General features: G+C 67.0%; 18 protein-coding genes. 10 read left to right on the top strand and 8 right to left on the bottom strand.

Annotated elements, in window-relative coordinates; translation table 11 throughout:
- Positions 1–42: 42 nt before the first annotated feature.
- Entirely contained in the window at positions 43–822 is a 780-nt protein-coding gene (locus tag DFO47_RS09390; protein ID WP_109044665.1) for an SDR family oxidoreductase, read from the bottom strand.
- Positions 823–1,056: 234 nt separating this feature from the next.
- Between DFO47_RS09390 and DFO47_RS09385 the strand changes: the two genes are divergently transcribed.
- The gene (locus DFO47_RS09385) at positions 1,057–2,523 is read left to right on the top strand and encodes an FAD-dependent oxidoreductase (protein WP_133831490.1); all 1,467 of its coding nucleotides are present in this window, start codon (positions 1,057–1,059) and stop codon (positions 2,521–2,523) included.
- Between the two features lie 32 nt (positions 2,524–2,555).
- Here DFO47_RS09385 and DFO47_RS09380 read toward each other — a convergent pair whose 3' ends face one another.
- From DFO47_RS09380 to DFO47_RS09370, 3 genes are all read right to left on the bottom strand, one after another.
- Positions 2,556–4,469, bottom strand: a complete 1,914-nt coding sequence (locus DFO47_RS09380) for a DUF2264 domain-containing protein (RefSeq protein ID WP_133831489.1) — start codon at positions 4,467–4,469, stop codon at positions 2,556–2,558.
- 65 nt (positions 4,470–4,534) lie between these two features.
- On the bottom strand, positions 4,535–5,680 hold the full coding sequence (locus tag DFO47_RS09375) for a substrate-binding domain-containing protein (protein WP_133831488.1): 1,146 nt from the start codon (positions 5,678–5,680) through the stop codon (positions 4,535–4,537).
- The gene (locus DFO47_RS09370) at positions 5,677–7,686 is read right to left on the bottom strand and encodes a heparinase II/III family protein (RefSeq protein ID WP_243835427.1); all 2,010 of its coding nucleotides are present in this window, start codon (positions 7,684–7,686) and stop codon (positions 5,677–5,679) included. The genes DFO47_RS09375 and DFO47_RS09370 overlap by 4 nt, the downstream gene beginning before the upstream one ends.
- Before the next feature lie 160 nt (positions 7,687–7,846).
- On the opposite strand from DFO47_RS09370, the gene DFO47_RS09365 reads away from it, so the two are divergent.
- Genes DFO47_RS09365 through DFO47_RS09340 form a run of 6 tightly spaced genes read left to right on the top strand, consistent with a single transcriptional unit; the run spans position 7,847 to position 14,582 of the window.
- On the top strand, positions 7,847–8,860 hold the full coding sequence (locus tag DFO47_RS09365; RefSeq protein ID WP_133831487.1) for a hydroxyacid dehydrogenase: 1,014 nt from the start codon (positions 7,847–7,849) through the stop codon (positions 8,858–8,860).
- 44 nt (positions 8,861–8,904) lie between these two features.
- Positions 8,905–10,185, top strand: coding sequence for a sugar ABC transporter substrate-binding protein (locus DFO47_RS09360; RefSeq protein ID WP_133831486.1), 1,281 nt, complete (start codon positions 8,905–8,907; stop codon positions 10,183–10,185).
- Between the two features lie 9 nt (positions 10,186–10,194).
- On the top strand, positions 10,195–11,133 hold the full coding sequence (locus DFO47_RS09355; RefSeq protein WP_018761190.1) for a sugar ABC transporter permease: 939 nt from the start codon (positions 10,195–10,197) through the stop codon (positions 11,131–11,133).
- Positions 11,133–12,068 carry a carbohydrate ABC transporter permease gene (locus DFO47_RS09350; protein ID WP_133831485.1) on the top strand — a complete coding sequence of 312 codons (936 nt, stop codon included), beginning with the start codon at positions 11,133–11,135 and terminating at the stop codon, positions 12,066–12,068. The genes DFO47_RS09355 and DFO47_RS09350 overlap by 1 nt, the downstream gene beginning before the upstream one ends.
- A 5-nt stretch (positions 12,069–12,073) precedes the next feature.
- Positions 12,074–12,799: a DUF624 domain-containing protein gene (locus tag DFO47_RS09345; RefSeq protein ID WP_243835426.1), complete on the top strand. Its 726-nt coding sequence runs from the start codon at positions 12,074–12,076 to the stop codon at positions 12,797–12,799.
- 10 nt (positions 12,800–12,809) lie between these two features.
- Positions 12,810–14,582 carry a beta-galactosidase family protein gene (locus tag DFO47_RS09340; RefSeq protein WP_133831483.1) on the top strand — a complete coding sequence of 591 codons (1,773 nt, stop codon included), beginning with the start codon at positions 12,810–12,812 and terminating at the stop codon, positions 14,580–14,582.
- Between the two features lie 46 nt (positions 14,583–14,628).
- Here DFO47_RS09340 and DFO47_RS09335 read toward each other — a convergent pair whose 3' ends face one another.
- A complete protein-coding gene (locus tag DFO47_RS09335; protein WP_109044672.1) occupies positions 14,629–15,165 on the bottom strand; it encodes a GNAT family N-acetyltransferase in 537 nt (178 codons plus the stop codon).
- Between the two features lie 73 nt (positions 15,166–15,238).
- On the bottom strand, positions 15,239–15,991 hold the full coding sequence (locus DFO47_RS09330; RefSeq protein ID WP_133831482.1) for a lytic transglycosylase domain-containing protein: 753 nt from the start codon (positions 15,989–15,991) through the stop codon (positions 15,239–15,241).
- Positions 15,992–16,046: 55 nt separating this feature from the next.
- On the opposite strand from DFO47_RS09330, the gene DFO47_RS09325 reads away from it, so the two are divergent.
- Together DFO47_RS09325 and DFO47_RS09320 are read left to right on the top strand one after the other, a co-directional pair.
- Positions 16,047–16,562 carry a nucleoside kinase gene (locus DFO47_RS09325; protein ID WP_109044674.1) on the top strand — a complete coding sequence of 172 codons (516 nt, stop codon included), beginning with the start codon at positions 16,047–16,049 and terminating at the stop codon, positions 16,560–16,562.
- A 188-nt stretch (positions 16,563–16,750) separates the two neighbouring features.
- Positions 16,751–17,260, top strand: a complete 510-nt coding sequence (locus tag DFO47_RS09320; RefSeq protein WP_109044675.1) for a hypothetical protein — start codon at positions 16,751–16,753, stop codon at positions 17,258–17,260.
- 177 nt (positions 17,261–17,437) lie between these two features.
- Here DFO47_RS09320 and DFO47_RS09315 read toward each other — a convergent pair whose 3' ends face one another.
- Together DFO47_RS09315 and DFO47_RS09310 are read right to left on the bottom strand one after the other, a co-directional pair.
- Positions 17,438–18,052 carry a gluconokinase gene (locus DFO47_RS09315; RefSeq protein ID WP_043423874.1) on the bottom strand — a complete coding sequence of 205 codons (615 nt, stop codon included), beginning with the start codon at positions 18,050–18,052 and terminating at the stop codon, positions 17,438–17,440.
- Complete coding sequence (locus DFO47_RS09310; protein WP_133831481.1) at positions 18,049–19,455, bottom strand: gluconate:H+ symporter; 1,407 nt, start codon at positions 19,453–19,455, stop codon at positions 18,049–18,051. The genes DFO47_RS09315 and DFO47_RS09310 overlap by 4 nt, the downstream gene beginning before the upstream one ends.
- A 155-nt stretch (positions 19,456–19,610) precedes the next feature.
- On the opposite strand from DFO47_RS09310, the gene DFO47_RS09305 reads away from it, so the two are divergent.
- Positions 19,611–20,327, top strand: a complete 717-nt coding sequence (locus DFO47_RS09305) for an FCD domain-containing protein (RefSeq protein ID WP_109044676.1) — start codon at positions 19,611–19,613, stop codon at positions 20,325–20,327.
- Positions 20,328–20,438: the final 111 nt, after the last annotated feature.

Below are 20,438 nucleotides of genomic sequence, written 5' to 3'. Positions count from 1 at the left end.
TGGATCAGGCCGGGAGGCCGTGCAGCATGGGTGGCTTGGGGGTTACCAGACGGAGTCGCCGCGCAGGACGGCGTCGCTGCCGCCGTCGATGTAAACCACCTGGCCGCACAGGTGGGTGTTTTCCTCGCCGCCGAGCCAGGCCAGCAGGCGGGCCACGGCGATCGGTTCGGCGATGCCGTTCAACGGCATCGGGACCATCGCAAGCAGGGCTTCCCGGCCTTCGGCTGTGTCAATCAGGCCCGCCGTCATGGGGGTGGCAATGATGCCGGGGGCGACGGCGTTGAGCGGGATGCCTGCGCCGGCCCATTCCGGGGTGGCTGCCTGCCGCCGGACCCAGCGTGAGAGCGCCAGCTTGGTGGAGGCGTAGATGAGTCCCCCTGTGGTTTCCGGTTCCCGGGCCAGGACCTCGGCGCGGGCAAGCGACGCCGCTTCGTCCCCTGCCGTGAGCAGGGAAACGAGGTCGGGGTCGCTGGGCATCAGGGCGGCCATCGAGGAGACCAGCACGGCCCGCGGGGAAGGGGATCCGGCCAGGAGCGGGCGCAGGCCATCAAGGGTGGCGACGGTGCCGAAGAAATTCACCGCCACGGTAGCCGGCGTGGGGGTGGCCAGGCCGGCCACCGCGTACACGGCGTCCACCTGCTCCGCCAGGTCCCGGACTCCCTGCACCAGCGCTGTCCGCCCTGCGGGGGTTGAAAGGTCGGCGGTCACGTCAGTGCCGTGGATGTCCACGCCAATGACGCGGCCGCCCCGCTGCTCCAGCAGCTCTTTGGTTGCCTTGCCAATGCCGGAGGCGGCGCCGGTGACGACTGATATCCGGGTCATTCGATCCCCTTAAGCGTTGCTGCGGTGACGTGTTCGGTTACACAGTAGAGGGGGTGTTGGCGGGCAGGACAGGGTCCAACGGCCCCTGCGGCCCGGACCGGGCCGATGGCACCGGCGCTCCCTTGACCCCGCCAGAGGCCAGGCGTATACCGAAAGAATCATCATGCTGGCCCCCGCTGGGCCCTGTATGGAGCCGGCTGCCCCTGGTCTTCGACACAAATATCTGGAGTTGTGATGGGTAGCGAACGTTTCGACGTGCTCCGCGAACAGGTCCGCGGGCAGGTCATCGAAGAGGACGACGCCGAGTATGAGGCCGCGCGCCTCGTCTACAACGGCATGATCAGCCGCCGTCCGGCAGCAGTCCTGCGGGTCTCGCAGGTGGCGGACGTCCTGGCGGCCGTCCGGTTCGCCAGGGGCCTCGGGATCGAGGTCGCCGTGCGTGGCGGCGGACACAGTGCCCCGGGATTTGGGACGGTCGACGGCGGCCTGGTCCTTGATTTCTCGGCCCGCCGCGGCGTCCGCGTAGACCCCGCGGCACGGCTGGCCCGGGTGGAGCCCGGCGCCACGTGGGCGGACTACAACCACGCTGCGCATGCGTTCGGGCTGGCCAGTACCGGCGGGATTATCGGTTCAACCGGGGTCGCCGGCCTCACGCTCGGCGGGGGCATCGGCTACCTTTCCCGGAAGTATGGGCTGAGCTGCGACAACCTTGCATCAGCGGACGTGGTCCTTGCCGACGGGACCTTCGTCACGGCCAGCGAAGCGGAAAACGTGGACCTTTTTTGGGCGCTGCGGGGCGGAAGCGGCAACTTCGGCGTGGTGACGTCGATGGAATTCCGGCTGCACCCGGTGGACATGGTGCATGTGGGGATCATGTTCTTCGATGCATCGGCCGGTGCCGCGGTGGGCGCTGCCTACCGGGAGTGGATCGCCGCCGAGCCCGACGAGATGGGGGCCTTCCTTGGATTCCACCAGGGACCGCCGGTCCCGTTCCTTCCCGAAGAATGGCACGGGAAGCCGGTGGCCGTGATTGCCGGCATGTGGACGGGCGATCTTGACGCGGGACCGGCACACTGGCAGAAGATGCTTGACGCGGGGACGGTGCTGGGCAGCTTTTTCGCACCCATGCCGTACCCGGCGCTGAACGTCATGTTCGACGGACTCAGCGGCGTTCCGGGACTGCAGGGTTACTGGAAGGCTGATTTCCTCCGCACCCTCAGCGACGAGGCGTTGCGGACCGCCGTCGAGTACGCACCGGGTATTCCCAGCGTCCACTCGGCCAACCACTTCTATCCGATCGACGGGGCGGTCCAGAGGGTGGCGCCCGAGGCCACCGCGTTCGCGTACCGCGACGTTGACTTTGCGCCGGTCATCGCGGCGCAGTGGCCCGACCCGGCGGAAAACGAGCGAAACATTGCCTGGGTCCGGGAATATTGGTCCGCGCTGCACGAGTTCTCCGAGCCCGGCGGCTACCTTAATTTCCAGGACGCCGACGACCAGTCCCGGATCGAGGACACCCTCGGATCGAACTATGCGCGGCTTGCCCACCTGAAGGCGAAGTACGACCCCGACAACTTCTTCCATGTGAACCAGAACATCAAGCCCGCCGCGGCAGGGGCCACGGCGCCATCGGAGGCGGCGCCGCACGAGGCCGCTGCGCCGCCCGCGGCACATCCGGCCGAGGGCGCCGCAACGTCCTGAGGTGCAGTGGGCCCGTGCGGAAGGTGCCGGACCTACGGCCGGAGCTGAGCCCACACGGCGGCGGGGTCCACGGGAGTGCCGTCGGCAAACACGAACAGGCCGTCCCCGCGGAAGCCGGCGGCGTCCAGTTCGGTGGTGAGTCCGTTCCCGCCGAGTCCGACGACGGCCGCGTAATCTCCGTCAGCCGCCGGACCGGCGGTGCCGGCCCACGGAATGGCCACCTGCTCCCCCACTGGGTGCGGCGCCTCCGACTGCCACGTGCCGGCGTCGTCAAGGTCCTGCCCCCAGCCCACGGGACGGACCACACTGCTGAGCGTGGACCCGGCGGGGACCGGCCACCCGCCGATCCGCAGCCGCGCGGCCGCCCCGGACGCCCCGCGCACACGCACCAGGCGAAGCTCGACGGCGCCGCGCGTCACCGAAACAACCGTCACTTCCGGACCGGGCGTGGCAACCCCGGCAGCTCCGCTGCCGTGGTCCGGACCGCCGTCGGGATCGATCGCGATCCAGTGCGTGGCCGCACGGGAGGCGCCCACCTGCACCCCGCCGGCGCCGAATTGGCCCAGGAAATCAAACCCGGTGCGGTGCGTCAGCCGCCCGCCGGCATCGGCGAACACCACCGCGTTGTCCAGGGACTCGGACGCCAGGTCCGGGAAGGTGGCCGTGGAGTAACCCAGGCGTGCGTACAGCGGTGAATCAGCCACCCGGGTTCCGGGGTTGGCGTGGTCGGTTCCATGGTTACGGACCCGGACCACGCCGTCCGCTGCCGTGCCATCCACCTGCCAGCCCGGGGCCGGGATGAACAGCCGGGTGTCTGCGGTCTCCACCGGCAACGGCTCCTCGACGGCGGTCCACGCCGGGTGGTCCGCCGGAAGGGCCAGGCCCAGCATCCCCTTGGCCGCCCAGTAGGGCGAACCTGCGCCGGAGTAGGACTGCTTCATGCCCGGGAACTCGCCGTGGAACCCAATGGTGAGCAGGCCGTCGTCGTTCGTCGCCCCACGGCCCATGAAATAGGCCAGGACACCGGACGCTGCCCGCCGCGAGACACCGGGGCTCAACCGGGTATGGCCCAGCAGCTGGCCGCTCCAGAACGGGGCTGCCGCCGCAAAGCGGTAGATCAGGCTGCGGCCCTGGACCAGGGGCGCGCCGTCCGCCCCCACCAGGTGGATGGCGTCGTCGAGGAAGTCCGCCAGCCGGCCGCCGTCCAGCGCCGCCCGCGCCTGCACCCGGGGATCCCCGGGCGCCATGAGCTGCAGCAACTGCGGATACACCTGGAAGGCCCAGCCCACGTAGTGGTCGTACGCGCGCTCCGGCCCGTCGGCGAACCAGCCGTGGCCGCGGTGGAGGGAGTCATGGACGGCCAGGCCGGCGTCGATATCGGCATCCGAAGACCTGCCGCCAACGCCGGCGAGGAAGATCTCCACCACGATCTGGAACCACACCCAGTTGATTGGTGGGTAGGTTTCACCAATCACCGTCTCGAACCAGGCGATCAGTTGTTCCTGCACCCGGCGGGGCAACGTGTCCCAGAGGACGTCGCGGGTCAGGGCCAGTCCAACGGCCAGCGATGCGGCTTCCACCTTGGCCTGGTCCAGTTCGCCCGGCGTGGGCCAGCGGTCGGGGTTGGCGGGGTCGGTGCCGGCGTCGAGCCCTTCCGCGTACCAGTCCGCGAGCCAGCGGGTGCCCTCCGGGTCTCCGGCGATCCGGAAGGAGGCGAGCAGGAATGTGCGGGCGAAGGCTTCGAGCGAGTCGCTTCGGCGACCGTAGGCGCTGGTGGCGCCCGGCAGGAACAGGTTGGCGTGGTCGTCGGTGGCGAATCTGTGCGCCGAGCGCAGCAGGTGGTCCGCGTAGGCGCACCAGTGCTCACGGGTGAGGCCGGTGAAGGGCGACAAGTCCCGGTCCAGCGGCGGAAGGACAAGGGCGAGGGGACGTGCAGGGACAGGCATGGATTCCTAGGGGTGTGTGTTGCCCGCGGGCCGGGCAGTGGGCGGCCCGCGGAGCGGCATCGTGATTACGGCGAGTCCAGCAGCGCACCCGTGGCAGCGCGCGGCGCCCCCACCGATGAATCACGCAAGATCAGGTCGGGATTCAGTTCCACCCGGTGCACAGGCCGCATCCGGCCCTCGGCGAGCCGGGCGGCCACGAGCTGGACCGCCACCTTGCCCACGTACTGCTTGGGCGGGCGGACGGCTGAAATGGCGGGTTCGCCGAGGTAGGCCACCTCGTCGTCATATCCCACCACAGCGATGTCCCCCGGCACGGCAAGTCCACGGTCCACGCAGTGCTGGACGAATGCGACCGCCTGGGTGTCCGAATGCACCAAGATGGCGGTGGTACCGGTTGCGGAGCAGAGTGCCAGCACCTGGTCGAAGTGCTGTGCCCGGTCACCGTTGACCTGTTTCACGGAGTCTTCGAGGACGGCTCCCTGGACTGGAATCTTGAGCGCGGTGAGGGCCTGCTGCCAACCCCGGACGACGTGCGGGCTGGTGGGGCTGGAGGAGTCCGTCAGGCAGCCGATCCGCCGGTGCCCTTCCTGCCACAGGTGCCGTACGGCCATGCCGGCGCCAAAGGCATGGTCCGTGGCCACCCACTCGAGCCGGTGCGCCGGAACCTCGGGCGGCGAGCGGCGTTCGGCCAGCACCACCGGGATGGGCAGCGCGTTAAGCCACCGCAGCAGCTCCTGCCCGTGCTCCCCGCCCATGTCCGGTGCCACGATCAGTCCGTCGATGTTTTGGGTATCCAGGAGGGCCTGGACCTGCCGCCGGTTGTCTGCAGCGTCGTAGGCGGAGCCGCGGACCAGGATCCGGAGGTTCTGGACTTCCGCTTCGGCACGCGCCCCGCTGATCACCTGCGGCCAGTAGTAGTCCAGCGACGGGACCACCATGCCGATCGAGTAGCTGTGGTTGGCCGGCCGGCCCGCCGCGGTGCGGTCCAGCGGGCTGGGCAGCGTGGCGCCGCCGTGGACCCGGGACACCAGCCCTTCATCCGCCAGGGTGTTCACGTCGCGGCGGATGGTCAGCTCACTGACCCCGAACCGCGCCGCAATGTCCCTGACGGTGATGGCGCCATGGGCGCGCAGCTCCTCCATGAGCCGTTCCCGGCGCTGCAGGGAAAACAACGATTTTCCTTCCGCGCCAGCGGATGGATCCGGACTCATGGTGTTGCCTCCACAGTGAGGGTGAATGCGCCTGGGGCGCCGGGCGGGGTTGGCGCGCGGAAGCGCAGGCGGGTGAGTTTCGGTCCCCAGACGGCGGACAGCAGCGGGTCTTCCAGGTGCCATTCATCCACGAGGACGACGGCGGATCCAGGCTCCCAGCGCAAGGCGGCTCCCCGCCCGGTTGCCGCGGTGCCTCCGGGGTCCGTGCCGGGAATACCGGCCGGGTGGACTTCCGCGCTGCCCGCCGGACCGACGCGGACGGTGCCGGATGCCAGGAACGTGATGTCGACGTCGGACGCCGCTCCGTCCGGCACTGGAGCTTGCGGGCCTCCACTGTGCGGGCCGGCAGGGAGGTCCCAGCGATCGGCAATAGTGACCCGGCCTGTGGCACGGTCCAGGGTGGACGTGCGGATCCACTGGTGCGGCTGCAGACCGTAGGCTGCCCCCAGGGCGAGTCGGAGTCGTGGCTGCTCCGCCGTGGGCACGGCGAGGACTTCGGCGGCGAACCCGCTGCCTGTTCCCTGCTCCATGCCGAACGGGGCAGGGACGTTGTGCCAGCTGCTTTGCATGGCGCGGATATCGTAGCGGTCCGGACCAAACGTTTTGGCGGTGTACGTGGGCTGGCCGGCGTCCACCAGCAAGGGGGTGCCGTCGACGGCAACCACCACGGATCCGACGTCGCGGTGGTTGTGGTGCTCGCCGTTGTGGCCGCCCTTGGCGGCGAGGAGGAGGCCGCGGGTGGAACCTGCCGTTTCCCGGGCAACCATGATCTGGACCGACGGCAGGTAGGTGAACGGCACCAGCGGGAAGGCGCCATTGACGCCTTGGGGACGCCCGGGCGCCGACGCACTCCGGAACAGGGAATGCAGGACGCGGCCCAACCCGGCGGCCGCATCCGGCGCCCCGGAGAGCATCGAGGCCGCGTGCCGTGCCGCGTCATCGTCCCCCAGGCGCACTGCCCAGCGGTGGAGCATGTCCCACGGAAGGGCCGTGGCGGCGCGTGCGGGCCCGTCCGCTACGTTCAGGAACCAAGGGCCGCCGATGTGCATCCGGTGCGGGAAGGCAACGAGCTCCCGGATCACCGGCAAGCCGGCACTGAGGACGCCCGCGGTGGCCTCCTCCAGCAGCGCCAGGCCCTCCAAGGCGCGGCCCGCCCCATTCCACCAATAGGCAAAACCTTCGTCGATGGCGCCGTCCGCCGGAATGGCGGCCAGGAAACGGTCCATCCCCTCGATGCAGCGGGCCAGGACCCGGGCCTGCAGGCGGGAATCGTCCACCAGGAACAGCGCCGCGACGATGAGGTTCGAATGGATCCACGGATTCCAGTTGTGGACGTCACCGTCCACGCCCAGCCAGTGCCAGTCGAGCCGTTCCAGGAAGGGCTCGATCACGCGTTGGTGGGTCTCCTCGCGCAGGCGCTTCCGCAGGCCGGGCGCCCGGCTGTCCAGGCGGGCACCGAGGACGTGGTCAAGCCAGGCCAGCTGGGCGGCCACCTCGCCGGCGCCCAGGTCGAGGAACGGCCGCCCCCGGTCCGGAACCACGTCCCCGGAGCAGCGGAAAACGTCGTCGTGTGCCGCCCAGGACCAGGAGCTTTGCTCGCAGAGGAGGTAGGCGCCGTCCACAACATCGTCAAGCCACCCGTCGGCTTTATCACGGTCGGCAGCGGTCAGGGCCATCACCACGGCTCGGGTGAGTCTCTGCTGCCTGGCAGCCACCAGATCCTCGTAGGCGGTGCGGTTGCCGTCACGGAAGTAGCGCGCGTAGTGGGAAACCAGCGGTTGCGGCCAAGGCGTTCCGTGTTCCAGGACCGCCTGATGCTGCAGCGCCGCCAGGCTGGTTCCGGACACAGCGCGCCAGGCTCGATCGCCTGACGGGCGGACGGTGATGCGGGCCTCCGCGCCCTCGAGGGCGCGCAGCAGCTCATCCGGCCGGGAGTGCGTCCCCCACGCCGATGCAAGGGGGGCGCCGGGCGGCGTTGCCGCGCCGGGGATTAACGGAACAGGCATCAAAAATCGATTCTGTTGTTCGATCATGATCGTTTAAGGGTGATCTAGATCATCTTGGTTGTTCTGTCTTGTTCATGAGTATGTACTGATTGTTAGATGTGATGCAAGACATGAACAGCGGCCCGATCCGCTCTCCAACCAATGAAGAAAGGAGGCCCGAATGTCGCGTAAACCCAAGGCCCTGCTGGTCATGAACCAGGGAACATTTGCCGACCAGTTCGATTCCCTCCGGCTCGACCGGCTGGCGGGCCTGGTGGACCTGGGCGAAGCGCCGTGGACCGATTCCCTGAACAACCCGGCGATCACCGGCCACCTGGCCGACGTCGAAATCCTGCTGACCAGCTGGGGGGTGCCCCGCCTCGACGCGCCTGCCCTGGCACGGATGCCCAACCTGCGTGCGGTGTTCCATTGTGCCGGTACAGTTCGCAGCTTCGTCACTCCGGAACTGTGGAATCGCGGCATCGTGGTGACGAACGGCGCCGACGCAAACGCCATCCCGGTAGCCGAGTTCACTTTCGCTTCGATCGTGCTGGCCGGCAAGAAGGCCCACGTGCTCGCGAACGACGCACGCATCCACCGCGAGGACTGGGGCTATGCCACGTCACGCGGGGAGCTGGGCAACATCGGCCGGGTGATCGGCGTGATCGGGTTCTCCCGCATCGGCCGCCGGGTGGTCCGGCTGGTCCAGCAGCTGCAGGACGTGACCTGCCTGGTCAGCGATCCCCATGCGGACTCCGCGGCCGTGGCGGACGCCGGCGGGAAACTGGTGTCCCTGCAGGAGCTGCTGGAGTCCTCGGACATCGTCACGGTCCACGCCCCGGCCCTGCCGGAAACCCGGCACATGATCGGGTCCGCCGAGCTGCAGGCCATGAAGGACCACGCAACACTGATCAACACCGCGCGGGGTTCACTGGTGGACACCAAGGCCCTCGAAGCCGAGTGCGCCACGGGCCGGATCCAGGCCTTGTTGGATGTCACCGAACCCGAACCGCTCCCGGCGGACTCGATTCTCTACGACCTTCCCAACGTGGAGATCACTCCGCACATCGCAGGCTCCCTGGGAACGGAAACCCGGCGGATGTCCGATGCAGCACTGAACGACCTTGAACGCTACCTGACCGGGCAGCAACTCGCGGCGCAAGTGGTCTCAGCAGACCTCTCCCTCAGCGCCTGAACAACCTCACGCCGCACACAACCAAAACCTCAAAGGAGAACGCAATGAAGCGCAGGACTTTCACCGCCATGGCGCTGGCCGTCACCGCAGGTCTCGGCCTGTCCGGATGCGCCGGGGCCGCAGGCACGGCACCGCAGGCCCAGGACGGCAAGACCACGTTGACGGTATCCGTGTGGAACTACGCAGGGACACCGGAATTCAAGGCCCTCTTCGACGGCTACGAAGCCAGCCACCCCAACGTCCACATCGAACCCGTTGACATCCTGGCCGACGACTATCCGCAGAAAGTCACCACCATGCTGGCCGGCGGCGACACCACCGACGTCCTGACCATGAAGAACGTCATCGACTATGCCCGCTACGCCAACAACGGCCAGCTCCAGGAAATCAACAACGTGGTGGACGCCGTGGGCAAGGACAAGCTGGCAACCCTTGACGCATTCAACATCAACGGCAAGTACTACGCGGCCCCGTACCGCCAGGACTTCTGGCTGCTCTACTACAACAAGGACCTCTTCAAGGCGGCCGGCATCGACGACCCCAAGGACCTGACCTGGGACAAGTACGCCGAGATCGCCAAGAAACTCAGCGGCACCGCCCCCGACGGCAAGAAGGTCTACGGTACCTACCAGCACATCTGGCGCTCGGTGGTGGAAGCCATCTCCGCGGCCCAGAACGGCAAGGACCAGAACAGCGGCGACTACAGCTACTTCAAGGACCAATACACCATGGCCCTTGACCTGCAGAAGAGCGGCGCCTCCCTGGACTACGCAACGGCCAAGAGCCAGAAGACCAGTTACCGGACCATGTTCGAAAGCGGCCAGGCTGCCATGATGCCCATGGGCACCTGGTACATCGCCGGCCTGCTGCAGGCCAAGAAGGACGGCAAGACCAACGTCAACTGGGGCCTTGCACCCATGCCGCAGAAGGACTCGAACGGCAAAACCACCACTTTCGGCTCCCCCACCGCCTTCGCCGTGAACAAGAACGCCACCCACTCCGACGAGGCCAGGAAGTTCATCGAGTGGGCCGCCGGCGAAGAAGGAGCCAAGGCCATCTCCAAGGTGGGCGTGGTCCCGGCCCTCCAGGACGACGCCGTGACGGACGCCTACTTCAAGCTCGACGGCATGCCCACCGATGCCCTGTCCAAGAAGGCATTCGCGCCGGACAGCACCGCCCTGGAGATGCCGGTCAGCGACAAGTCCGCGGCCACGGACAAGATCCTGAACCAGGAGCACGACCTCATCATGGTCGGTGAGAAGTCGGTTGCCGACGGAATCGCCGAGATGGGCAAGCGTGTCAAGAGCGAAGTCCTGGGCCAGTAACAGGCAGCCATGACAACCAAAACCATCACCCCGGCCGCCGCGCCCGCTGCAGCCCCGGCTCCCGGCCGGGGCAACCGGAAACAGGCGCGGCGCAACACCCTGATCGGCTGGACGTTCATCCTGCCGAACTTCCTGGGATTCCTGGCCTTCACGCTCATCCCGGTGCTGGCCGCCTTCGCCCTTTCCTTCATGGAATGGACCTCCTTCAGTGCCCCCAAATGGGTGGGACTGGCGAACTTCCAGCGGATGCTGGCCAGCGACTCCTTCTGGGTGGCCCTGCGGAACACCGTGGTCTACGCGATCGGGCACGTGCCGCTGACCATGGCCCTGGCCCTGCTGCTGGCCATGCTGCTGAACCGCAAGCTCAAAGGCATCGGCTTCTTCCGGGTGGCCATCTTCTTCCCGTACATCACCTCCCTGGTGGCCGTCGCCGTCGTCTGGAACATGCTTTTCAGCCCGGACAACGGACCCATCAACCAGTTCCTGCACGCGATCGGCATCGCCAACGCGCCGGGCTGGACCTCCAGCTCGGACTGGGCACTTCCCGCCGTCATCATCACCAGCGTCTGGCGGGACATGGGCTATTACATGGTGCTGTACCTGGCGGGCCTGCAGGCCATCCCCTCGGAACTTTACGAGGCCGCGGAGGTTGACGGCGCCAGCGCCTGGCAGCGGTTCTGGAACGTCACCATTCCGTCGCTGCGGCCCACCACGTTCTTCGTGGTGGTCATGCTGACGGTTTCCAGTTTCAAGGTCTTCGACCTCATCGTGGTGATGACCAACGGCGGTCCCGGCCGCTCCACCACGGTCCTGTCCCAGCTCATCTACCAGGAGGGCATCGGCGAGGGGAAGTTCGGCTACTCGTCCGCGATCTCGCTCGTGCTGTTCCTGATCGTGCTGACGGTCACCGTCCTGCAGTTCAAGATCCAACAGCGGAGGGAACGCTGATGACCAACATGGCCGAAGACCTCAAGGCCGAGTCCCGGCTCCTGGGAATCGGGCTTCCCCCGAACACCGCCGAAGAGGACCGCCGCACCGAACGCCGCCGTTCACCGCGGGAGCAGAAAAAACGCACCACAGACCTTGTCATCTACGCCGTGCTGGCCGTGCTGGTGGTGGCGCTCATGGTGCCGTTCATCTGGATGGTCTCCTCCTCGCTGAAGGAAAACAACCAGGTCCTCACGGTGCCCATCCAGTGGATTCCCAGCGAGTTCGTGTGGAGCAACTACACGGACATCTGGACCCGGATCCCCATGATGGGGTACCTGCAGAACTCGCTGTACCTGGCCGTGATCATCACCTTCCTGCAGGTGCTCACCGGATCGCTGGCAGCCTACGGCTTCTCCAAGGTCCGTTTCCCGGGCCGGGACGTCCTGTTCCTCTGCTACATCGGCACCATCGCCGTGCCCTGGCAGGCCTACATGGTGCCGCAGTACATCATGATGCAGAACCTGGGCCTGACCAACAGCTTCAACGCCCTGATCCTGCTCCAGGCGTTCGGCGCATTCGGTGTTTTCCTGATGCGGCAGTACTACATGACCATCCCTGATGAACTGTGCGAAGCCGCCCGGATCGATGGCTTGAGCGAATACGGGATCTGGGCCCGGGTGATCCTGCCGCTGTCCAAGCCGGCGCTGGCCAGCCTGGCACTGCTGACGTTCGTGAACACGTGGAACGACTACATGGGCCCGTTCATCTACCTCACCTCCAACCGGCTCTGGACCGTTCAGCTGGGGCTGCGTTCCTTCGTGGGCCAGTTCGACGCCGAGTACGCCATGATCATGACCGGGTCCGTCATCTCGGTGATCCCCATCCTGGCCATCTTCCTCATCGGGCAGCGGTACTTCATCCAGGGCATCGCCACGAGCGGGATGAAGGGGTGACCTCCGTGGCGCAGGACCACACGTCCCGGCCGGGTGGGCCCCCGCGGCGCGGCCTGGCCGGGCGCATCCCCAGCCCCGGGTTCGACGCGTTCGGCAGCATTTTCGGCTTCATCTACACCTTCCTGGCCGGTAATGTGCTCGTGGCGCTCGCCAACGCCCCGCTGGTGCTGTGCCTTGCCCTGGTGGCGGATCCGGCCGCGGCATGGCCTTTCTTCCTGGCGCTGTGCGTCACCGTTGCGCCGTCGCTCGCCGGACTCTTCGCCTCCTTCCAGGCATTGCGCGACGACGGCGCCGCGGCCAAGCCGGTGGCCTCCTTCCTGCGGGGCTACCGGCGCGGTTTCCGTCGGGCGGCCCTGCTCGGAGTCGCGGCCGTGGCGGTACTGCTCTTCCTTGGCGTGGACCTGGCGATCGTGCAGTCCATGCCGGCCGCCGCACTCCTGGTGCCCGTGATCGTGGTGGCCGCCGCGATGACCGTGAGCGTGGCCGTGATGGCGATTGCCGGCGTCGTACTCCTTCCCGGCAGCGGGCTGAAAAGCCTGCTCAAGGCGTCCCTCTACCTGTCCGTCCAGCGCTGGTACCTGAGCCTGGCCATGCTGGTGCTGCTGGGGATCATTGCCTCCGCGGCCGTGCTGCAACCGGTCCTGGGCGTGGCCCTGGCACCGGCACCGCTGCTGTTTGTGGCTTGGAGCAACGCCGCCTATGCCTACTCTTCCGTCCTGCGTACTTCCTAGGATTCCCTCCGTGCACACCTTTGCCATCGGCAGCCGCGACTTCCTGCTGGACGGGGAGCCGTTCCGCATCCTCTCCGGGGCCATCCACTACTTCCGCGTCCACCCGGACCTTTGGGCAGACCGGATCCGCAAGGCGCGGCTGATGGGCCTGAACACCATCGAAACGTACGTGCCGTGGAACGAGCACTCCCCCGCTCCCGGAGTGTTCCGGACCGGCGGCGGCCTGGACCTTGCCCGGTTCCTGGACCTGGCAGACGCGGAAGGAATGCGGGCCATCGTGCGGCCGGGGCCGTATATCTGCGCGGAATGGGACAACGGCGGACTGCCGGCGTGGCTTTTCACCGATCCCTCCATCGGTATCCGCAGCAGCGAACCCCGTTACCTGGCGGCGGTGGATGGTTTCATGGAGAACCTGCTGCCCATCGTCGCGGAGCGGCAGGCCACCCGCGGCGGGCCGGTCATCCTGTTCCAGATCGAGAACGAGTACGGCGCATACGGCTCGGACAAGGCGTACCTGCAACACCTGGTGGACGTCGCAAGGCGGGCAGGCGTGGACGTTCCCCTTTTTACCTGCGACCAGCCGTTCGGGACCATGATCGAGGACGGCTCACTGCCAGGGCTGCACAAGACCGGCACTTTTGGTTCCCGCGCCGCCGAGCGGCTTGCGTTCCTGCGGGAACGGCAGGCGGACGGCCCGCTCATGTGTGCAGAGTTCTGGAACGGCTGGTTCGACACCTGGGGAACGCACCACCACACCACGGACGCCGCCGCGTCCGCCGCCGAGCTGGACACCTTGCTGTCCGCCGGGGCGTCGGTGAATATCTACATGTTCCACGGCGGCACGAACTTCGGATTCACCAACGGCGCGAACGACAAAGGCATCTACGAACCCACCATCACCTCCTACGACTATGACGCCCCGCTGTCCGAGGACGGATACCCCACCGACAAGTACTTTGCGTTCCGCGAGGTCATAGCCAAACATTTCCCCGTTCCTCCGGAGGTCCCTTCGCGGCGCCCGGCCGCTGCCGAGGCGGCGGTGGTTGTGGGGTCGAGCGCCGCGCTGCTGGACGTTGCCGGCGCCCTGCCCGCCGCAGCGGTCCCCGGCCCCGTGCCACCGGGCGAGGCCACCGGCCAGTACCGGGGGTTCGTCCTCTACGAACGGCACATGCCCGACGCCGGAGTCCTCACCTTCAGCGACGTGCGAGACCGCGCCCAGTTCTTCCTGGACGGCATCCCGGCGGGTGTCCTGGCCCGCGAACTCGGCGAGCGCACCATCGTCCTGCCGTCAGGTGGGAAACTGCAGATCCTGGTCGAAGACCAGGGCCGGGTCAACTACGGGCCAAGGATCGGCGAAGCCAAGGGCCTGATCGGGCCGGCGCTGCTGAATGGCGTTGAGCTTGCGGACTGGACCATCCGGCGTGTGGACCTTTCGTCCCTTGCGGCTTTCCGGGCCGCTGCAGTGCCGCTGCCCGGTTCCGGGGGCGGTGCGCCGCACGGCTCCGGCGGCGTGGCCGGACCTTCCGTCTCCTTCGCCACCTTCACGGCCGACGCTCCCGGCGACCGGTATTTGCGGCTGGACGGATGGACCAAGGGCAACGCCTTCATCAACGGCTTCAACCTGGGCCGTTACTGGAGCCGCGGGCCGCAGCGCACTCTCTACGTGCCAGGGCCCCTGATCCGGGCCGGCAGCAACGAACTCGCCATTCTCGAACTGCAAGGCAGCGCCACCCGCGCAGCGCAGTTCGTGTCCGGCCCGGACCTTGGGCCGGACGAAAAGTAGGCTCCCCGCGTCTCAAAGCGGCAGCGGCTGCCGCGGTACGGCGCTCTTAAAGGATGCGCTGGTACATGCGGTGGTCCTGCCACTGGCCGGCGATCCGCAGGTAGGCCCGGGCGGTGCCGTACGCCTCGAAGCCGTTCTTCTCCAGCACCCGTTGCGATGCCGTGTTGTGCAGGAGCGTGGCCGCCTCGAGGCGGTGCAGGCCGAGTTGGGCCTTGGCAATGATCATCGCCGCGGCCAGCGCCGACGTCATGAGCCCTCCCCCTTGGGCGTCCTGTGCGGTCCAGTAACCCACGTGGGCGTTTTGGAAGGCGCCGCGGACGATCGAGCTCAGGGTCAGCAGGCCGACCACTGCCTTGTCCGCCACGAGGACCATCGGGAGTGCGGTGCCGTCGTCGAGGTCCTTCACCCGCCGGGTGAGGACGTCATGCTGGCCCTGGACCGTGTAGAACTCCTCGGGCCTGACCGGTTCCCACGGTGCGAGGTAAGCGCGGTTGGCCTGGAACGCGGCGGCCAGCGGCGCGGCGTCAGACAGGTGGACGGGACGGAGCACGATGCCGTTGGCGAGTTCGCAGGAGAAGTCCACGCGCCCAGACTACCTGCCGTGCGGGTGTGGCGGATTGCCCTGGCAGGTGTCTAACCACGCCCTTAATTCTGTGCTACTCGGCCGTGCCCGTCTTCGCGGCATAGGCAGTGGCCTGGGCGCGCACCTGCCGGATGTAGGCATCTGACTGGTTGTACGAGTAGATGGCATTAGTCCACCCCTGCGCTGTGGTCAGGTCGCGGCCGTGGCCGCACAGGTACGTCGCGGCGGTGAGGGCGGCGTCGTCCAGGTTGAACGGATCCGCCAGGCCGTCGCCGTTTCCGTCCAGGCCCGCCATCTTCCAGGTGGAAGGGATGAACTGCATCGGTCCAACGGCATGGTCCCAGCGGGCGTCACCATCCAGGGCACCGCCGTCCGTGTCAGGGATGGCGGCGAAGCCGGCGCCGTTGAGGCTTGGGCCCACAATGGGGCCCGTTGCGTGACCGTCCTTGTCCAGGCTCCCGCCGCCGTAAGTTCCGTGCGCCGATTCGACGAAGCCCACGGCCGCCACCGTGTTCCAGCCGATCCCGCAGCCAGGATTGGAATCGTTGGCAGCAGCAGCTGCGGCAACATACACGCGCAGCACGGTAGCGGGGATCCCGGTCTGCGCGGCCGCCTGCGCGAGCCACCCACCGTCCGGGGTCCTGGTCACCTTCACCGCCGTCGTCATGCCGGCGGACAACGCATCCATCTTTACGGCCGCCCGGGGCGGCGGCGAAAAGGCCCCGTGTGCGTCAGCGCCCGGCTGCCCGATGGCCCAGAACGAGAACGCGGTCATAACGCCCACCAGGAAGAGGCAGAGAACCAGGTAGCGTTTGAAACGGAGCACTGACCAATCAAACCATTTCCGGCCGCAGCCGGTTGACGGCTGGGTACCATCAGGCATGGGCAGAAGGAATTACCTGGTGGAAGGTGGTTCAGGGACCGGAAAGACCGCCGTATGCAACGAGTTGCGGCGGCGCGGCTTCCAAGCCATCAATGGCGACCGGGAGCTGGCCTACCAGGGTGATCCGGAAACCGGCGAACCACAGGCGGGCATCACCGGCGCCGCTGCGCATCATCACCACCTCTGGCGGGTGGGCGACGTGGAAGCCCTCGCCTCGGACCGGAGTGAGGCAGTGACCTTTTTCTGCGGCGGTTCAAGAAACCTCGGAAAGTTCATCCACCTGTTTGACGGCGTCTTCGTCTTGGAGGTGGACCTGGAGACGCTGAAACGGCGGCTTGACGGGCGCCCCGATGAGGAATGGGGTGGGCGGCCGGCGGAGCGGGCACTGATTGAGCAGCTGCACAGGACACGGGAGGACATCCCGCCTGGCGGCATCGCCATCGACGCCACCGCGCCGCTCCATGACGTGGTGGACGAGATCCTGCGGCAGGTCCAGGCGACGGGCGGAGCCTGAACCTCCCCGCGGTGCCAGTCCAGGGCGGCCCCTTGAGGCGGCCGGTCCCGGCATGCGGTGCCCGCCGGGAAGTCACCCTGGTCCGGCGCCGGGGACTTTAAGTGCGGTCTTCCATCGAGCGCGCGGCGGGAGCAAACTGCGAGAACGCGGGTGCCCGCGTACACACCATCCAGCAGAAAGGCGTTCCAATGACCACTTTCGAACCTCTCCTTGGGATCGGCGTCAGCGAGATGCAAAGCGCCGCGGGGAGGGAAGTCAAGAGGATCATGGCCGAGGCAGGCGGCGACCGTCTCAAGGCCGACAAGATCGTCCTCAACAAACTCCTTGAGCTTCAGTTCGTCACCGAATCGGAGCTGCCCGTGCTGACGCGCATCTGTGAACTGGGATACGCCGTCACGGGCGGCAAACACGACGCTGCCGCGGCCCACACCGAGGTCAAGAAGGCGTACGAAGAGCTCTTGGTCCGCGGCAACGCCACCCCCGTGGCGCTGTCCTATGCATCCGGCGCCATGGGCTCCTACGTGCCAACCAGTTCCGGTGGACAGACCACAGTCGTCTACAAAAAATCAGGCGGCAACTGGCAAGGGACCCTGGCCGGGGCGGGAGCCATCATCGGAGGGTACTTCGGGGGGCCGGGCGGCGCGGCCGTCGGCGGCGCCATCGGCGGTGTCCTCGGCAAGATTGTCGACGACTGCTGACCGGGAGCACTGAAACACCCGGGCCTTCAACAGGTGGACCATCACGAGATGCGGCGTGAAGATGTACCCCGAGAACGCGATAGGAAACTACCCGAAATGCGGCGGATAGATTCCGGGCAAAGAAAAATGCAGCGCGCCATTGGCGCGCTGCATTTTGTGGCCACTCCTGAGGTGGCCCTAGCCGTCGCTTCCGGCAGCGGACGTGCCGGCGGATGACGTGCCCGGCCTGGGGTGGCCGAGGGCCGAGGAGCCTGCGGCAGGGGAAAGGCCCAAACGGCGGACGATTTCGGCTGCTTCCTCTGCGGGAGTGCGGCCCACGTCGATGACGACGGTATTTTCCTCCGGTCCCGGAGGTTCCAGGGTGGCGATCTGTGAATCCAGCAGGGTGGCCGGCATGTAGTGGTCCATGCGGCTCGTCAGGCGCCGTGCGATCTGTTCCTTGGAGCCAGACAGATGCACAAAGACGACGTTCTTCTCACGGAGCCGGTCACGGTAGATCTTCTTCAACGCTGAGCAGGTAATGATGCCTGGTATCCCGGCCATGGTGTGTTCGATGATCCAGGAGGCGATCGTGTCGAGCCAGGGCCAACGGTCGTCATCGGTCAGCGGGATGCCGGACGCCATCTTTTCGATGTTCTCAGGTGAATGGAGATCGTCGCCCTCCTCAAGGTCCCAACCAAGCTGGCCGGCGAGGATGCCTGCCACCGTGGACTTGCCGGAACCTGAGACACCCATGATGACGAGGACGGGCTGTTGGTCCTGCCCTGGTGCGGGCACTGGATCCTGCGTCATGGAATCACCACGGAAAGAAGCATCACCAGGCCGAAGCCGACGAGCGAGATCAGCGTCTCCATCACTGACCAGGTCTTGAAGGTCTGGCCCACGGTCAGGCCGAAGAGTTCCTTGACCAGCCAGAATCCGGCGTCGTTGACGTGGGAGAGGAACAGCGATCCTGCACCCACCGCGAGTGCCAACAGGCCTGCGTGCGCCGGGGAAAGGGACGTGGCCAAGGGGGCGACGATGCCGGCCGCCGTGACGGTTGCCACCGTGGCCGAACCCGTGGCCAGCCGCATGGCCACGGCGATGAGGAACCCGAGGACCAGCACCGAGATGTTCGCACCGGTGGCCCATTTCGCGACGGCGTCTCCGACGCCGGCGCCGATCAGTGTCTGCTTGAACCCGCCGCCGGCGCCGACGATGAGGATCACCGCGGCGATCGGTCCCACGGAGGCACCGATCTTGCCGCCGATCTTGTTGCCGGAGAAGCCGACGGCGTAGCCGAAGGTCACCAGGGCCAGGAGCACGGCGAGGGTCATGGCGACGAGCGGTTCACCGATGAAGTCGAAGAACACGCGTGCCGCGCTGGGGTTCTTGGCGTCCGGGGAAATGATGTCAACGATGGCCTTGAGGAGCATGAGCACAACAGGGAAGACGATGGTCAGCAGGGTCACGAGGAAGGACGGCTGGCGTTTGGCGTCCGGGTCCGCCTGCGTGTGTTCGGTGTCGACACCGCCGGCCAGCTTCGGTGCGTCGACGGGGACCCAGCGGGCGGCGTAGATCGCGAAAAGGGGTCCGCAGATAATGACGGTGGGGATGGCGATCAGGAGGCCGAGGGCAAGTGTGATGCCGAGCGGGGCGTTCAGGCTGGAAATGGCAACCAGGGGGCCGGGGTGCGGCGGGACCAGTCCGTGGAGCACGGAAAGGCCGGCAAGGGCTGGAATGGCGACGCGCATCAGCTTTCCGCCGGACCGCTGGGCGACCAGCACGATGACCGGCAACAGGAGGACCAGGCCGATCTCGAAGAACATCGGCAGACCGATGATCACCGCCACCAGGGCCATGGCCCACGGCAGGAGCTTCGGGGAGACCTTGCCAAGCAAGGTGTCCACCACGCGGTTTGCCCCGCCGGAATCGGCAAGCAGTTTGCCCAGCATCGCGCCCAGGGCAATCAGCAGGCCCACTTCCTTCAGGGTGTTGCCCACGCCGTCTTCGAAGTTGCTGATGACCTTGTCCAAGCCGACGCCTGACGCCAGCCCGACAAAGGCCGAGCCGAGCACCAGTGACAGGAAGGGATGAAGCTTGAATTTGACGATCAGCAGCACGATGAGGGCGATGCCGATCGCGGCGACCACCACGAGTTGGGTGTCGTGGCCGTTCCAGGGCTGCGCTGCCGCAGGAAGGAGGAGGGGTGTCATGGGTTTCCTTGGGTTGGGGCGGAACCGGGATCTGTTTGTTTTTGACCGGACCGCCAAATATGCTGTGGATCACCGTACACACTAAATACGATTTATGGAACCCGGCGGCGCTGCCAGCAAATTGACGTGCCTCCGGCCCAAAGGGGGACGCTGCGATGACTGATCAACCAGGGACCGCCCGGCACGTCAGCAGGCATTCTGCGATCGTCGAGCGGCTCGGGAGTGACATTACGTCCGGCAAGCTGGCCACCGGATTGGTGCTCCGCTCCGAAGACATGGAGCAGCAGTACGACGTCACGCGATCCGTGCTCCGCGAAGGCCTGCGCGTCCTGGAAACGCTGGGAATGGTGACCTCCCGCCGCAGCGTGGGCGTATCCATCCGCCCCCAATCCGAATGGAACGTTTTCGATCCGCTCGTGGTCAGGTGGCGGCTGAATGGTTCAGGCAGGGCAGCCCAGCTTCGGTCACTGACTGAGCTCCGCTCCGCCGTCGAACCGCTGGCCGCAAAACTCGCTGCCACGCGGATAGCGGCGGAGGACGGCCGCCTGCTGCTTGAACTCGCGGCAGGACTTGAAGTCACGGCCGAAGCCGGCGACCTCGAAGCCTTTCTTCCCCTGGACATCCAATTCCACGCGTTGATCCTCAAAGCGTCCGGCAACGAGATGCTGCTCAACCTGGAATCGGCGATCGGAGAGGTCCTGACCGGCCGGACCCACCACGGGCTGATGCCCGACCGGCCCGAACCAGAGCCGCTGCGCCTGCACCTCGAAGTCGCACGGGCCGTTGTCGCCAGCGAACCCGCGGCGGCACATGCGGCCATGCAACGCATCGTGGACATCGCGGGCCGGGAAATGGACGCAATTTTGGGATAGGGATCCGGAGTGCAGGCGTGAACCCAGGATTCCCTCCCCGGAGGCAGGGGCGTTAGGCCCTGTCGGCGCCCACAGGTCAGGTATCTACTGAAAGGACGGCGGGCCCTGCGT

It is taken from the genome of Arthrobacter sp. AG258, from assembly GCF_004364695.1.
Classification (GTDB): domain Bacteria; phylum Actinomycetota; class Actinomycetes; order Actinomycetales; family Micrococcaceae; genus Arthrobacter.
Note: the sequence above shows the minus strand (reverse complement) of the source record. Positions and strands in the feature narration are given on the sequence as shown.

Bases quoted from the DNA above. Each gene is read 5' to 3' on its own strand.
- DFO47_RS09320 (WP_109044675.1), top strand. From the start codon at position 16,751: ATGACCACTTTCGAACCTCTCCTTGGGATCGGCGTCAGCGAGATGCAA.
- DFO47_RS09365 (WP_133831487.1), top strand. From the start codon at position 7,847: ATGTCGCGTAAACCCAAGGCCCTGCTGGTCATGAACCAGGGAACATTT.
- DFO47_RS09305 (WP_109044676.1), top strand. From the start codon at position 19,611: ATGACTGATCAACCAGGGACCGCCCGGCACGTCAGCAGGCATTCTGCG.
- DFO47_RS09310 (WP_133831481.1), bottom strand. From the start codon at position 19,455: ATGACACCCCTCCTCCTTCCTGCGGCAGCGCAGCCCTGGAACGGCCAC.
- DFO47_RS09390 (WP_109044665.1), bottom strand. From the start codon at position 822: ATGACCCGGATATCAGTCGTCACCGGCGCCGCCTCCGGCATTGGCAAG.
- DFO47_RS09325 (WP_109044674.1), top strand. From the start codon at position 16,047: ATGGGCAGAAGGAATTACCTGGTGGAAGGTGGTTCAGGGACCGGAAAG.
- DFO47_RS09380 (WP_133831489.1), bottom strand. From the start codon at position 4,469: ATGCCTGTCCCTGCACGTCCCCTCGCCCTTGTCCTTCCGCCGCTGGAC.
- DFO47_RS09385 (WP_133831490.1), top strand. From the start codon at position 1,057: ATGGGTAGCGAACGTTTCGACGTGCTCCGCGAACAGGTCCGCGGGCAG.
- DFO47_RS09360 (WP_133831486.1), top strand. From the start codon at position 8,905: ATGAAGCGCAGGACTTTCACCGCCATGGCGCTGGCCGTCACCGCAGGT.
- DFO47_RS09350 (WP_133831485.1), top strand. From the start codon at position 11,133: ATGACCAACATGGCCGAAGACCTCAAGGCCGAGTCCCGGCTCCTGGGA.
- DFO47_RS09355 (WP_018761190.1), top strand. From the start codon at position 10,195: ATGACAACCAAAACCATCACCCCGGCCGCCGCGCCCGCTGCAGCCCCG.
- DFO47_RS09370 (WP_243835427.1), bottom strand. From the start codon at position 7,686: ATGCCTGTTCCGTTAATCCCCGGCGCGGCAACGCCGCCCGGCGCCCCC.
- DFO47_RS09315 (WP_043423874.1), bottom strand. From the start codon at position 18,052: ATGACGCAGGATCCAGTGCCCGCACCAGGGCAGGACCAACAGCCCGTC.
- DFO47_RS09375 (WP_133831488.1), bottom strand. From the start codon at position 5,680: ATGAGTCCGGATCCATCCGCTGGCGCGGAAGGAAAATCGTTGTTTTCC.